15 protein-coding genes are annotated in these 13,175 nt (G+C 34.5%); 1 reads left to right on the top strand and 14 read right to left on the bottom strand.

Annotation, left to right across the window (positions count from 1 at the left end; all coding sequences use genetic code 11):
- Positions 1 to 14: 14 nt before the first annotated feature.
- From EKM68_RS06600 to EKM68_RS06570, 7 genes are read right to left on the bottom strand one after another with little or no spacing between them, the layout of a single operon-like run.
- Positions 15 to 662, bottom strand: coding sequence for a bifunctional 4-hydroxy-2-oxoglutarate aldolase/2-dehydro-3-deoxy-phosphogluconate aldolase (locus EKM68_RS06600; protein ID WP_125589055.1), 648 nt, complete (start codon positions 660 to 662; stop codon positions 15 to 17).
- 43 nt (positions 663 to 705) lie between these two features.
- Positions 706 to 1,248, bottom strand: coding sequence for a 6-phospho-3-hexuloisomerase (gene hxlB, locus EKM68_RS06595; RefSeq protein WP_125589053.1), 543 nt, complete (start codon positions 1,246 to 1,248; stop codon positions 706 to 708).
- Entirely contained in the window at positions 1,245 to 1,868 is a 624-nt protein-coding gene (locus EKM68_RS06590; protein WP_125589051.1) for an orotidine 5'-phosphate decarboxylase / HUMPS family protein, read from the bottom strand. Before EKM68_RS06590 ends, hxlB begins: the two co-directional genes overlap by 4 nt.
- A gap of 2 nt (positions 1,869 to 1,870) precedes the next feature.
- Positions 1,871 to 2,830 (bottom strand): sugar kinase, encoded by a 960-nt coding sequence (locus EKM68_RS06585; protein WP_125589048.1) that lies wholly within the window; start codon positions 2,828 to 2,830, stop codon positions 1,871 to 1,873.
- 37 nt (positions 2,831 to 2,867) lie between these two features.
- Positions 2,868 to 4,160 carry a transporter permease gene (locus EKM68_RS06580; protein WP_125589046.1) on the bottom strand — a complete coding sequence of 431 codons (1,293 nt, stop codon included), beginning with the start codon at positions 4,158 to 4,160 and terminating at the stop codon, positions 2,868 to 2,870.
- 3 nt (positions 4,161 to 4,163) lie between these two features.
- A complete protein-coding gene (locus tag EKM68_RS06575) occupies positions 4,164 to 4,913 on the bottom strand; it encodes a sugar phosphate isomerase/epimerase family protein (protein WP_125589044.1) in 750 nt (249 codons plus the stop codon).
- 13 nt (positions 4,914 to 4,926) lie between these two features.
- Complete coding sequence (locus tag EKM68_RS06570) at positions 4,927 to 5,181, bottom strand: hypothetical protein (RefSeq protein ID WP_125589042.1); 255 nt, start codon at positions 5,179 to 5,181, stop codon at positions 4,927 to 4,929.
- Between the two features lie 248 nt (positions 5,182 to 5,429).
- Between EKM68_RS06570 and EKM68_RS06565 the strand changes: the two genes are divergently transcribed.
- Entirely contained in the window at positions 5,430 to 6,416 is a 987-nt protein-coding gene (locus EKM68_RS06565) for a LacI family DNA-binding transcriptional regulator (protein WP_125589040.1), read from the top strand.
- Between the two features lie 56 nt (positions 6,417 to 6,472).
- Here the strand turns inward: EKM68_RS06565 and EKM68_RS06560 are convergent, their stop codons facing one another.
- The 7 genes from EKM68_RS06560 to EKM68_RS06530 all read right to left on the bottom strand — a co-directional run bounded on the left by EKM68_RS06560 (position 6,473) and on the right by EKM68_RS06530 (position 13,155).
- Positions 6,473 to 6,958 (bottom strand): PTS sugar transporter subunit IIA, encoded by a 486-nt coding sequence (locus EKM68_RS06560; protein WP_125589038.1) that lies wholly within the window; start codon positions 6,956 to 6,958, stop codon positions 6,473 to 6,475.
- On the bottom strand, positions 6,959 to 7,741 hold the full coding sequence (locus EKM68_RS06555; RefSeq protein WP_125589036.1) for an HAD-IIB family hydrolase: 783 nt from the start codon (positions 7,739 to 7,741) through the stop codon (positions 6,959 to 6,961).
- 2 nt (positions 7,742 to 7,743) lie between these two features.
- On the bottom strand, positions 7,744 to 9,426 hold the full coding sequence (locus tag EKM68_RS06550) for a PTS transporter subunit EIIC (protein WP_125589034.1): 1,683 nt from the start codon (positions 9,424 to 9,426) through the stop codon (positions 7,744 to 7,746).
- A 108-nt stretch (positions 9,427 to 9,534) separates the two neighbouring features.
- Positions 9,535 to 10,296 (bottom strand): MurR/RpiR family transcriptional regulator, encoded by a 762-nt coding sequence (locus EKM68_RS06545; protein WP_125589032.1) that lies wholly within the window; start codon positions 10,294 to 10,296, stop codon positions 9,535 to 9,537.
- Positions 10,297 to 10,458: 162 nt separating this feature from the next.
- Positions 10,459 to 11,418 carry a sugar kinase gene (locus tag EKM68_RS06540; RefSeq protein ID WP_125589030.1) on the bottom strand — a complete coding sequence of 320 codons (960 nt, stop codon included), beginning with the start codon at positions 11,416 to 11,418 and terminating at the stop codon, positions 10,459 to 10,461.
- Between the two features lie 3 nt (positions 11,419 to 11,421).
- Positions 11,422 to 12,168, bottom strand: a complete 747-nt coding sequence (locus tag EKM68_RS06535; RefSeq protein ID WP_125589028.1) for a sugar phosphate isomerase/epimerase family protein — start codon at positions 12,166 to 12,168, stop codon at positions 11,422 to 11,424.
- Between the two features lie 87 nt (positions 12,169 to 12,255).
- Positions 12,256 to 13,155 carry an aldose 1-epimerase family protein gene (locus EKM68_RS06530; RefSeq protein ID WP_125589026.1) on the bottom strand — a complete coding sequence of 300 codons (900 nt, stop codon included), beginning with the start codon at positions 13,153 to 13,155 and terminating at the stop codon, positions 12,256 to 12,258.
- Between the last annotated feature and the right edge of the window lie 20 nt (positions 13,156 to 13,175).

Raw genomic sequence — 13,175 nt, 5'->3', positions numbered from 1 at the left:
TTTTATTTGAATAACTATCCTCTAATTTTAAGAATTTCTGCGTGATATGCTTCTGCATTCTTCTTAACTTGTTCATAGTCACCTTTAGCTGCTGGTCCAACCAAGTTACCACCAGCACCAACAACGATAACGCCTTTGTCGAACCATTCTTTCATGTTCTCCAATGATACGCCACCAGTAGGCATAATATTTACTTGTGGGAATGGTCCCTTAAGTGCTGAAACCATACCTTGTCCTACAACTGAACCAGGGAAGATTTTAACAATATCTGATCCATATGTTAAAGCATCTTGAACTTCTCGTGGTGTCATGCATCCTGGCATATAAGGAATTGCATAAAGATTACATAACTTTGCTACATCTTTTGAAAATGATGGGCTAACAACAAACTTAGCTCCAGCAATAATAGCTAAACGAGCAGTGGCTGGGTCAAGAACTGTCCCTGCACCAATAACTACATCACTATCATCTTTATATTCTTCGGCTAAGTCTCCAATGATTTCATCCGCATGTGGAGCAGTGAATGTCAATTCGATAGCTTTAACTCCGCCTTCAATACATGCTTTGGCAGCATTATAGGCTTCTTCTTTAGATGCACCACGAACAACTGCGACAACACCTGAATTTTGAACATTTTTTAAAATTTCTATTTTTTGTAACATTTAATTACCACCTCAATAAATTTGTCGGACAGTATATATTTTACTATTCCATATTACTATGTGCTGATTTAGCCGAATCATTTGAAGTATGATCACGTCTACTTAACTTCAAGCACAATGTATCTAAGGTAATATGTACACTTTGATCAAACAGAGTACTTAAAAGTTGGATTGACTTTACGCCGTCTCCACCTTTAGTGGCACCCGGAACAACAATAGTTGCATCACCCAATTGACCAAGTGGTGAATCTTCTTTACTAGTTAAGGTAACTATTTCTACTCCGTCAGCTTTTGCTTTTTGTGTTAATTCTAGAATACTTGCTGTCTTACCAGAACCTGATACTGATACCAATACATCACCTGATTGAACTGAAGGCGTGATTGTTTCACCAATTACATATACTGTATAACCAATATGCATCAAACGCATCGCAAATCCTTTTGCCATCAATCCAGAACGACCGGCTCCAAGAACAAAAATGCGTTTATCCTTTTTGATCAGTTTTTCAGCATTATCTATTTGGTTTTCGTCGACCATATTCATAACTTCGTTAACTTCTTGCATAATTTGACTGATTAATGTCATTTTATTGCCTCCATGAATTGTTTAGCAGATTCCACTGGATTGTCTGTCTTAACTATTTTACCACCAACAATAATTGTATCGGCGATACCTTGAGTAGCAATTGCTTTAGCTTGTTTCAAGTCAATTCCACCAGCAACAGCAATTTTCTTAATTGCTGGGAAATTCTTCTTGAATTTATCTAAAGTGTCCACTGCATCAAAGGAATCCTTTGAATCTTTTGAATGATGTAATCCATATATTGCATTATCAAAGCCAGAAATTTCTTTGATCTTATTATTATCAACTTCTAATAAATCAATCAACATTTCTTTGTTGAATTTTTCAGTTACATCATAAACTTGTTCAATCGTGTCTAATGATGATCCAGCCATAACGGTTAGAATATCAGCATTAGCATCGAATCCCTTTTCAAACTCATATACGCCTTCATCGTTTGTCTTCAAATCGTACAAAATTTCTGAACTTTGTAAATTAAAAGGCGCACTCTTAAGTGCCAATAAACCATAGTCTTTAATCAGTGAAGTACCTAATTCAATAATATCAACTACTCCATTTAATTCATGTGTCAATTTAACTGCATCATCTAAAGTTACTCTATCAATGGCCACTTGAAGCTTCATTATTATTCTTGAACTCCTTCTTTTGCGTAAAATTCTTTCAATCCATCTTTATCTGGATATCCATCATTATCACCCAATGTTTGAACTTGTAAAGCTCCGACTGCATTTCCACGTAGAACTGCATCCTTCATTGGTTTACCTTCAAGAAGTGCCGTGATAACACCCAAAGCAAATCCATCACCGGCGCCGACAGTATCGACGACCTTATCGACTTTGAATCCTTTAACTGTATAGCTGTCACCATCTTTAGTCTTAACATAGGCACCCTCGGCACCTATTTTAACAACAACGGTCTTTGTACGTTCACCTTTTAAATAGAAATCAGCAATCTTTTCAGGGTCATCTGAACCCATCAAAATCTTACCTTCTTCAACACCTGGTAAAACAATATCTGCTGAAGCGGCTAATTCATTGATTGTACTGATCATCTTTTCTTGGCTACTCCATAGTGATGGTCTTAGGTTTGGATCAAATGTTACAAGAATACCCTTATCGACAATTCTCTTTAGTAAAGTTCTGAATGTTTCTTCAGCAATATCTGAAATTGCTGGGAAAATTCCTGACATGTGAGCTACCTTAACACCATCTAAGTCAACTTTATTAATCACATCACTTGTAAGATGTGAAGCAGCTGATCCTTTACGATAATTAAATGTATCTGGATCGCCTTTTGTAACTAATTGTTTTAATTGATGTCCTGTAAAATTATTAGGATCCTTTGAAATATACTTTGTACCAACATCATGACTTAAAATTGTCTTAATAACATAATCACCAAATGGATCTGCTCCAACTTGAGAAATATATTCTACTGAATGTCCTAAACGACGTACACCAATCGCTACATTTAGTTCAGCTCCACCCATGATTTTATGAAAATTAATTGCATCTACTAAAGATACATCTGAATCCTTTGAAGCAAAACATACTAATGGTTCACCAATCGTAATAACTTCACTCATAATAAAACTCCTTTGATTTAACTAATATTTTTTTGATTTAACCGAAGAAATAATAAACTAGAACTTCATTAATAATTGAGACTATCCACATGACCGGTACGCCATACTTCAAAAAGCTCTTTGATTGAACTTTCATGTAATCTAGTCCCCAGATATTCCATGATTGTGTGATATCTGTTGAAATAGCTAGCAACGTTGGCACATACAATAGTGGTAGTAAGAATGCATCACTGAATAATCCTGTACCAGATAGAACTGCGGCTGTGGCGGCACCAGCACCCCATACGTGCAATGGACCACGGAACAAAGCCAATGGTGCTAAAACACCTAGAGCAATTGCTAAAATTAAGTGATCGTGAGGTAAAATTGCTTGGAATATTGGACGGAAACGCGCAGCGTTCAATGAAGCAGCTCCACTGAACATTGTTAATGCCATTAAGAACATGATTAATCCTGAAATATCACTAATTGATTTCTTAATTGACTCGTTCAAGAAACTAACGAAAGCCTTGTAATTTTTCATCTTACCAGTTAATAACATGGCTAATAATGTTGAAACTGTTAGAGCTGGAATAGCATCCCATTTAAAAATCATATTCATTGCAACTGGGATAATAGGAATGATGAAAGCAATCTTGGGAACCTTATTACCATCAGCAACATTATCCGAACTTGCACCAATAATTTCCAAGTTTTTCTCCGCTTGAGATGGATCAATCTTTTTACGGTTAACAATTAACAATATAATTACTGCTGTTAATTGAACTAATGCTGCAATTACACCAAAGACAAGATATGAACCACCATAAACAGCCTTTGGGAAAAATGCCTTAATTTGATTATATAAAACAACGTTGATATACATTGGAGCACCGATTGATAAAGCAAAGACTGACAATGCCAAGTCTCTAGGTAAACCAATTGATAGAAGGATTGGAAGTAAGATAACACCAATAGCGATAACCGAACCAACGCCATAAGCACTAACGAAGATAAAAGCAGTAACGATAATAACAAGAATACCGGCAATTAATGGTTTCTTTTTACCGACCTTATTAGTCTGCTCTGATATTGCCGGAGCAATACCACTTTCAACCAAAACACGTCCAAACCAGGAACCAAACACAATGTAAATAATTGTAGGACCATAATTCAACGCCGGTTCAGCAAAAACTTTTTGAATGGCTGTATCAAATGGAACCATACCAATCAAAGCCCATAAGATGGCCATTACGAAGAATCCGACCATCAAGTTACCACCTTTAAGTATGTAATAGATAAAGGCAGCAAACGTAATTAATAAAAGTATTGCGATTACTGTAGAGCTCATATGCTATGCACCTACCTCTTTATGAAACAATTGTATTTGTCCTTTAATTTGTTCATCTGTATCCATTGGATATTCAAGAGCAAAGTAAACATCTTTTGGTAAATATGTAAGAATATTTTTCCAATCATAAATACCAACGTTTAAATCATCAGAAGTTGATAATTCACCTTCATTGTCAATTGTGTTCTTCAAGTGAATGTAATGTGTATATGGTGCCAAAGCTTTAGCACTTTCAACTGCATCACCATGTGTAAATGCCCAGTTACCAAGATCATAAACATATCCAATTTCTGGTAGTCCTGCTTCATGTGCTGCTGATAGGAACTTCGTCAATGCTTTAACTGTACCTGAAACTTGGGTTTGATCATTTTCAACGTTCATTTCAATTTTATCAATTGGGAATTGACTCAAAGCTTCTTTTAAGTCTCCCGTAAACTTATCAAAATTACCGATATTGAATTTAATTTTCTTTAGGCCTAATGTTTTACCTTCTTCGAAATATGTTTTCAGCATTGGATTTAATGAACCGTCGTCTTCAAACACGACATCAGGAACACTATAGTTAACAATCAAATCATGTTCTTTAGCTTTCTTAGCTGTCTCAGGTAATTCCTTATCTAGATCTTTGAAATATTCACGACGTACTTCAATACCGTCAGCACCTAAGCTAGCAACACGGTCTACTAAGTCAACTTGATTTGTTCCTTCCTTAACATCCTTTTCAAAAATCCATGTGTTTAAAATTAAAGTCATTTTTTCCACCCCACTAATATTTGTTTAAATCACGTACTCTACTGATTAAATCTTCAAAACTCAAATCCTGAAATTGAGTTCCATCTTTATCAAAACTCTTTTGTTCAGCATTATTAAAATCTTGGGCCAAATAATATGCAGTTAGATAACTAATTAAGTAATCCTTTGACTCCTTGATAAGTTCCTTTTTATCCAACCCTTTCTCATAATTAGAGCTAGCAAAGTTCAATGCAAATTTTTCTGGATCAATTTGTGTTCTCTCTGACATATGCACATCTCCACATCATTTAATTTTTGTAACCCTTTACAAAGCATATGGTAAACGTTTTCCTAAATTAATTCAAGAACTATTTATATTAAATATAATTGCTTTCATAACAACTTTTATGCCAAATCATTAACTTTACGGTGCTAGTAAAACGTTTACCTTGATTTTAACCATTTGAATTGCATTATCCATTAGCACAGTATGATATAGTATTATTAGTATTTTTAAGAATAGTGGTAAATAAAATAATGAAAAAGAAACAAAGTGCCAATATGAAGGATGTGGCAGCACTTGCAAATGTATCAATCGCTACTGTCTCCCGATTTTTAAATAATGATTTATCCAGAATGTCAGAAGAAACTGCTGAGAGAGTTTCCGAATCAATTGATAAGTTAAATTACGTTCCTAATTCTGCTGCTCGTCAAATGGTAACAAAATCAAGTAATATGATTGCGGTGGTTGTTGCAAATATCGATGATTATTTTTCAACCGAACTTTTTAAGGGTGTAAGTTCTATCTTAGAGAGTAACGGCTATATTGGAGTTTTATTTGATACAGATACAAGTCAAAAAAGAGAAATTCAATTGATGGATTCGGTTAATAATCACAGTTTTGATGGATTGATTTTTCAACCGTTAACTAGCGATATGAACCTAATTGAAACCGAAATAAGACGAGATATACCAATTGTTATCGTCGATCGTGAAGTGGAAAGATCATCTTGGCCTCAAGTAATTACAAATAATTACAGTGCTGCTCGTAACGCCATGCTGTATTTTAGAAATCAAGGTTATGATCACGTAATAGTAATCAGTTCAGACATTAATATTGCTTCAACTCGTCGAGAACGTTATCAAGGAATTACATCTGTTACAGATAATGTTGATGTAATTGAAATATCAGAAAAATCTCATAATCATAAAGAAATTCACGATAAAATTGTTTCCTTAATAAAAAAATCAGATGAAAAAACTTTGATTTTTGCCATCAAGGAACGTTGGTTACTGGAGTTCATGCCTGGTTTAATTGCTAAAGGATATGTGGATGATAAAAATGTTACTGCTACTGGATTTTCAGATACCGATCTAGCCCGTGCAATAGAACCGCAAGCTAAATTAATTGAGCAAAATCCCTTCCTAATGGGAGCCAGTGCAGCTGAAGTTATGATTGATCTATTAAAGGATGACGATAAGGACATCCCATCAAAGCTGATCATTCCTGCAAAGCTAAAATAAAAAACACAGTCATTCTATATGAGTTAACCTCACGTAGAACAACTGTGTTTTTTTTATTAAGCAGTAACAATTACTGCTGCTATATCTTCATTACTCTTATTTCCTGGTTTAAGATTAACTGATAATCCTTTGTCATTACCATTAGTCATAACGACCATTGTTGTTGTATCCTTACCAGCTTCCTCGATTTTATTTAAATCCATGGTAGCAACCTGTTGACCTGCATTAACTTCATCACCAACATTAACTGCTATATCAAATGGAATCCCTTTTAATTCAACGGTATCAATTCCCATATGAACTAAAACTTCTGTCCCATTAGAGGTAGTAATACCAATACCATGTTTAGTATCAGGAATCATTGAAACTTTTCCAGATACTGGAGAATAGATATTATTATCTGCTGGTAAAAAGCCATATCCCGCACCCATTATTCCAGTATTGAAAACAGGATCATCAACTTTAGACAATTCAACAACTTCTCCGTTACCAATCGACATTAAAGTGTTTTCATCTGAATGTTTTTTTAAGAATCCAAACATCTATATCATCTCTTTATACATTGAATTTAATTTTTCTGAAACATCTGCAAAACTATCAATTGCATAGTCTGCCTTATTTTTAACTTCAGGTTTAGCATGGGAAATGCAGAAAGAAATATCAGCTTTTTCAAACATCGGAGCATCGTTGCCAGAATCACCAACTACAATTACATCACGCTTGTATTTATTCTTTAAATATTCAACGGCTGTTCCTTTTGAACTATTTTTAGCTGATATTTCTATTCGTTGTTGAGTACCACCTTCATAAATCGACAATCCAGGAAACAATTGGATCATATTACTAAATACCTTATCAAATTTTTCTTTACCAGGACGAACATTTATTTTATAAATATTCATATCTCTGACTGTATCAAACGGATCATTCAGTGTTACTAAATTCATTCCCCAAAGTCTCTTAGGATCAGTGGCTTTGTAACTTCCAATCCTCTTTAAACCATCTAAGGCATCAAAAATTATATTATTAGATTCTAAGTAACTTAATATTTTGCAAAGATCATCATGTTGGATCGGTTTATCAACTAAAAGTTCTCCGTTAGTTCCTCTAATTAGGGATCCATTAAACCCGACACCAATATCAAATTTTATTCCATTATCTTCTTCAAGGTAGTCTATTTCTTTTAACGATCTTCCAGTTGCAACACCCATGATAAAATTATCTTTCAATTCATGGAAAGCGTCTAAATCTTTCTTATTCACAGAATGAGAATCCATCACGAAAGTCCCATCCAAATCCGTGAGTATAATTTTTTTTTCGTCCATAATTACTCACCAATCCCTAAGATATCTTGGATTTCCATTTTTAATACATTTGCATGGCCTCCGTAAATAGACTGCATCTGCATACCTGATTCATTGAATCCCATCGCACCTAATTTGTTCACAATAGTATCTTTATCAACTACTGCCTTATCTTTAACATTAATTCTAAGTCTAGTGATGCATGCATCAACATCAGAAATATTTTCTGAGCCACCATGTGCTTCAATTAAAGCAACTGCTTGATCATGTGTTGATAGCTTGCCATCTGATGAAGTTGATGCCATAGATGTTGCCTTATTTTCATCCTTTAAGGTATGAACACCCATTTTCTTTCTAGTCTCATCCTTACCGTGAAGCTTGATATCAGCATCATCGTCTTCACGACCAGGTGTTTTGAAATTGAACTTCTTAATCGCAAAAGTAAATACTGCATAGTACATTGCAAAACAGAATACACCAACAATCGGCATAATATACCATTTTGTTTTAGTTCCTTGCAAAACACCGTAAATGATAAAGTTAATTAATCCGTGTCCAGTTGGTGTTAAATATGCAGCACCAAGAGCTGAGGTAACAGCCATTGTCAAGCCGGCTAAAATGGCATGAATTCCATATAGAGCGGGAGCAACAAATAAGAAAGTGAATTCAATAGGTTCTGTAACTCCTGTTAAAAAGGCTGTAGCTGCGGCAGCAAACAGTAAACTACCAACTTTCTTTTTATTCTCTGGTTTGGCACATGTATACATTGCCAAAGCTGCACCAGGTAACCCAAACATGTTATAAACAAATTTACCTGAACTAAAACGAGTAATCATTGGATTGATTGCTCCACCATGAGCAAGTGATGCCATGTATGCAGCAATTGTACCTTGATATTGGCGACCACCAATTGTAAAGATACCACCTAATTCTGTAGTTCTTACCGGCCAATTCAATCCATGATGTAAACCAAACGGTAGTAACAAACGTTCAATAACACCATATAAAAATGTTCCAATAGTTCCAGATTTCAAGATCATAACAGACAATGCTGCAATTCCTGTTTGTACTACTGGCCAAACAAAGAAGAATACAATAGCTGTCATGGCCATAACAGGCATAATCAGAATAGGTACCAATCTTGGTCCACTGAAGAAGTCTAGTACCCTTGGTACATGCATCTTAATTGCACGCTTATGTACAAAATAAACAATTACACCAGTTATAATTCCACCAAAAACATTTAAATCCATAGTTTGAATACCTAAAACTGTTGTCTGCATTTTATCAGCTAATGCTAAAGCAGCTTTAGTTGGGTCCATCCCAGTTGTGTCAACCAACTGACCAGATGTACTAAGTAAAAAATTCATCATGTATTGAAGCGTTAAATAACCCAATAATCCTGAAATGGCTGCAGAGCCCTTTTCATGTTTTGCCAATCCAACGGCAACACCAACAGCAAAGATTATTGGAAGGTTCTTAAATGCTGCTGAACCCATCGTTGATAAGAATCCCATTACAAACTGGAATGTCTCATTTTGCATCCATGGATACATTTTTACAGTATCAGCATTAGTAAACGCTGAGCCTAAACCTTGTAGAATACCTGCAGCGGGTAGAACTGATACAGGTAATAAGAAAGAACGACCAAACATCTCAAATCCCCTGATGAGGTTGTTTCTCTTTTTCCCCTCTTGAGCCTCCATAATTACATCTCCTAACTTACTGACTATACAATATCATCAGATTAGAAAATATTTGATTTTTACATTTTTCCTACCTACTAAGTAAAATTTACCTTTTTGAGTAAAAAATTACTTTTTTTCATTTACATAATTAATTATGTATTCAAAAACCATGTCGGCTGCAACATTTAACATTAATCTTGATCTCATGCGTTTTCTAGGAACAGGTGATTCATAAACCAAAAGATTAGCATCGCTCAACTTCATAACTGAACTTGCATTAGTACCCGTTATTGAAATTACTTTAGTTCCTTTTGACTTAGCAGCTAAAATATACTGATTTACAATATTATTTCCACCACCCAGTGAAATAATGATTATTACATCTTTATCACTAGAAATATCTGCAATATCTCTAATTGAATATAATTCTTCATAATCATTTGACCAATAATTAAGTAATTTCAATTTTCGGTTCAAATCATTCACTACACTGACGCTAGAACCACTACCTACACAAAATATCCTTCTAGCCGAATTGATATACGAAACAAAATCCCTAACTTTTTTCTCACTCAACATATCTATAGTTTTATTAAAGTCACTCTGTGTTCTCTCTGAGATCTTCCCGTAATCTTCAGTTTGAATCTCTTCATCTTTATCTTCCTTAAATTGAGCTGCATAAAATTTAAGCTGACTGAATGAACTAAACTCCAATTTTTTAGATGCTCTAACGATAGTTGCACTAGACAAAAACAATTTTTCAGAAATATCTTTAATTTTAAGTTTCCCCGGATTATTTGATTTAAGAATAAAATCAATAACTAGTTGTTCATTTGCGGTTAACTTGTCATATTTATCCCCTAACTGTTTATAAAAAGCATTATTCATAATATCTCCTTTCAGAAGATGTTTCCCTATAATGTTACAAATTCAATCATATCCTATTACAATAGCAATTATCGTGTTATTTACAATCGCTTCCAATAATATTTTGATAATAACAAAAAAGCCAACATTAAGTTGACTTTTCATTTATATAACTCAATTATTCTATTCACTTACTTGCTCTTTTTGATAAAATTCTTCAAGTCCTTTTTTGTCAGGATATCCATCATTATCTCCAGGAGTTTGAATTTGTAGAGCTCCAACTGCATTGCCACGTTTAACCGCAGCCTTCATATCTTTGCCATCAAGTAACGCCGTAATTACACCAAGTGCAAATCCGTCACCAGCTCCAACAGTGTCAACAATCTTATCAACCTTAAATCCACCAACAGTGTAACTATCACCATCTCTGGTTTTTACATAAGCACCTTCAGAACCAATTTTTACAATTACGGTCTTAGTTCTTTCACCTTTCAAATAAAAGTCAGCAATAGTCTCTGGATCATCAGACCCAACTAAAATTTTGCCTTCATTTATTCCAGGAAGAACGATATCCGCAGATGAGGCCATTTCATTGATTGTTTTAACCATCTTTTCTTTACTGCTCCAAAGTGGAGGCCTCAGGTTAGGGTCAAAAGTAATCAAAATATCTTTATCAACGAGTCTCTTCAGCAACGTCTTAAAAGTTGCTTCAGCAGTATCCGATATAGCTGGGAAGATTCCCGACATATGTGCAACTTTAACACCCTCTAAATCGATTTTATTAATTACATCGCTTGTAAGGTGTGATGCTGCCGATCCTTTACGATAATTAAAAGTTGCAGGATCCCCTTTAGTGACCAATTGTTTTAGTTGATGTCCTGTAAAACTGTTAGGATCCTTAGAGACATATTTTGTCCCCACGTTATGGCTCAAAATCGTTTTGACAACATAATCACCAAAAGGATCTTGACCGACTTGTGAAATATACTCTACTGAATGTCCTAATCGGCGCACTCCAATCGCTACATTCAACTCTGCTCCACCCATTAATTTTTGAAAATTAACAGCGTCCGTTAAAGAAGCATTCGAATCCTTGGATGCAAAAATAACTAGTGGCTCACCGATTGTAATAACTTCACTCATTTTTTATACCTCCTCTAATGTTTGAACCAAGTTCATCTGTGATTTCATTTGTTGATCATTATCCATAGGATATTCAAGTGCCAAATCAACATCATTCGGCAAATACTTAAGTATCTTTTTCCAGTCATACATTCCTTTATTCAAATCATCTGATGTTGATAAATTTCCATTAGTATTAATAACATTCTTCAAGTGAATATACTTTGTATATGGCGCTAAAGATTTTGCACTATCTATAGCATCTTGATCTGTAAACGCCCAATTACCAAGATCATAGACGTAACCAATGTCTAGTCCAACTTCATTTACAGCCTTTAAAAAAGATAACAGTGATGGTACTGAGCCGGATACTTGTGTTTGGTCATTTTCAACATTCATTTCAATTTCATTGGTCGGAAACTGTCCTAAGGCTGCTTTCAAATCACCAGTAAACTTATCGAAATTACCAATATTGAATTTAATTTTTTTGATTCCCATAATTTTCCCTTCAGCAAAATATTGCTTTATTTTAGGATTTAAAGAACCATCTTTTTCAAAGAGTACATCCGGCACGCTATAATATACTTTTAATTCATCAGCTTTAGCCTTTTGGGCTACCTTTGGCAACTCCTTTTCAATATCTGTGAAGTATTCACGACGTACCTCGACACCAATTGACCCTAGATTTGACACGCGATCCAACAAGCTAACTTGATCAGATCCATTTTCTACATCTTTCGCAAAAATTAATGTATTTAAAATTAATGACATTTTATCACCTCATATTTTTTTACAAAATAAGGCTGTCACTTATTTATAAATATAAATGACAACCTATTTATGATACTTGATCAAATTCTATTCAATATCATAGTCGATCACAAAGCTTCGCTCCTGATTAGCCTCTAAAACACAATTACCCTCTTTGTTTTTCAGTTCAATTTCATCACCATATTTATCCGAAACTCCATAGAAGGGCTCTATGCAAAGAAATTTTGCTTTCGGATCATCCTGGGTCCATAAACAAAGCTGTGGGAAATCATTGAAATGTGCTTTTATTGAATGTAACCCATCTTTAGACTTTAGAGAAACTCCATTCAATTGATTATCTTCAGTCATGACTATCAATCCATCTTTGAATAATTCATGACTTAATGGCAAGAAGTCTCCATTGTAACTATCGAGATTTAAGACTTTACCAGTTCTTAATGGTACGCCTGTTTTAAAAGTAAACTCGTGATACTTCAAACCCTTTACTGCAGGATCAAAAGTCAAGTAATAGTCTTCGAACCTTCCATCATTATTAGCTCCAATGGGAACATTAAATGCAGGATGCGTTCCAACAGCAAAACTCATAGACGTATTATTCAAATTTTTCACAGTGTCAATCATACGAAGACGTCTGCCGATTAGTTCAAATTTAATTAAAAATTCAAATTCAAATGGATAATATTTTTTGGTTTCTTCATCGCTTTTCATTGTGAATCGAATGCTGTTATTTGATAATTGTTCAGCTTCATAATTATGGAAGAATCCCACTCCATGTTGTGGCATTTCATATTCTTTACCATCTACATAGTAATGGTCATTCATCGATCTACCAATAGCTGGAAATAAGTTAGGAGCATGTTTTGCCCATATATCAGGATTACCATTCCAAATATAATTAGCTTCACTTTTCTTATCTACTAAGCTAGTTAGCTCGGCTCCCATTTCATTGATTTCAGCTTTGAGATATTCATTCTCAATAGTTTTCATTTTATTATCCTCTGCTTTTT

It is taken from the genome of Companilactobacillus jidongensis (assembly GCF_003946575.1).
GTDB lineage: Bacteria > Bacillota > Bacilli > Lactobacillales > Lactobacillaceae > Companilactobacillus > Companilactobacillus jidongensis.
This window is presented reverse-complemented; position numbering and strand designations above follow the sequence as displayed.

Excerpts from the sequence above, each read along its gene's own strand:
- EKM68_RS06560 (WP_125589038.1), bottom strand. The coding sequence starts at position 6,958 with ATGTTTGGATTCTTAAAAAAACATTCAGATGAAAACACTTTAATGTCG.
- EKM68_RS06535 (WP_125589028.1), bottom strand. The coding sequence starts at position 12,168 with ATGTCATTAATTTTAAATACATTAATTTTTGCGAAAGATGTAGAAAAT.
- EKM68_RS06600 (WP_125589055.1), bottom strand. The coding sequence starts at position 662 with ATGTTACAAAAAATAGAAATTTTAAAAAATGTTCAAAATTCAGGTGTT.
- EKM68_RS06545 (WP_125589032.1), bottom strand. The coding sequence starts at position 10,296 with ATGAATAATGCTTTTTATAAACAGTTAGGGGATAAATATGACAAGTTA.
- EKM68_RS06550 (WP_125589034.1), bottom strand. The coding sequence starts at position 9,426 with ATGGAGGCTCAAGAGGGGAAAAAGAGAAACAACCTCATCAGGGGATTT.
- hxlB (WP_125589053.1), bottom strand. The coding sequence starts at position 1,248 with ATGACATTAATCAGTCAAATTATGCAAGAAGTTAACGAAGTTATGAAT.
- EKM68_RS06530 (WP_125589026.1), bottom strand. The coding sequence starts at position 13,155 with ATGAAAACTATTGAGAATGAATATCTCAAAGCTGAAATCAATGAAATG.
- EKM68_RS06565 (WP_125589040.1), top strand. The coding sequence starts at position 5,430 with ATGAAAAAGAAACAAAGTGCCAATATGAAGGATGTGGCAGCACTTGCA.
- EKM68_RS06575 (WP_125589044.1), bottom strand. The coding sequence starts at position 4,913 with ATGACTTTAATTTTAAACACATGGATTTTTGAAAAGGATGTTAAGGAA.
- EKM68_RS06580 (WP_125589046.1), bottom strand. The coding sequence starts at position 4,160 with ATGAGCTCTACAGTAATCGCAATACTTTTATTAATTACGTTTGCTGCC.
- EKM68_RS06540 (WP_125589030.1), bottom strand. The coding sequence starts at position 11,418 with ATGAGTGAAGTTATTACAATCGGTGAGCCACTAGTTATTTTTGCATCC.
- EKM68_RS06590 (WP_125589051.1), bottom strand. The coding sequence starts at position 1,868 with ATGAAGCTTCAAGTGGCCATTGATAGAGTAACTTTAGATGATGCAGTT.
- EKM68_RS06555 (WP_125589036.1), bottom strand. The coding sequence starts at position 7,741 with ATGGACGAAAAAAAAATTATACTCACGGATTTGGATGGGACTTTCGTG.
- EKM68_RS06570 (WP_125589042.1), bottom strand. The coding sequence starts at position 5,181 with ATGTCAGAGAGAACACAAATTGATCCAGAAAAATTTGCATTGAACTTT.
- EKM68_RS06585 (WP_125589048.1), bottom strand. The coding sequence starts at position 2,830 with ATGAGTGAAGTTATTACGATTGGTGAACCATTAGTATGTTTTGCTTCA.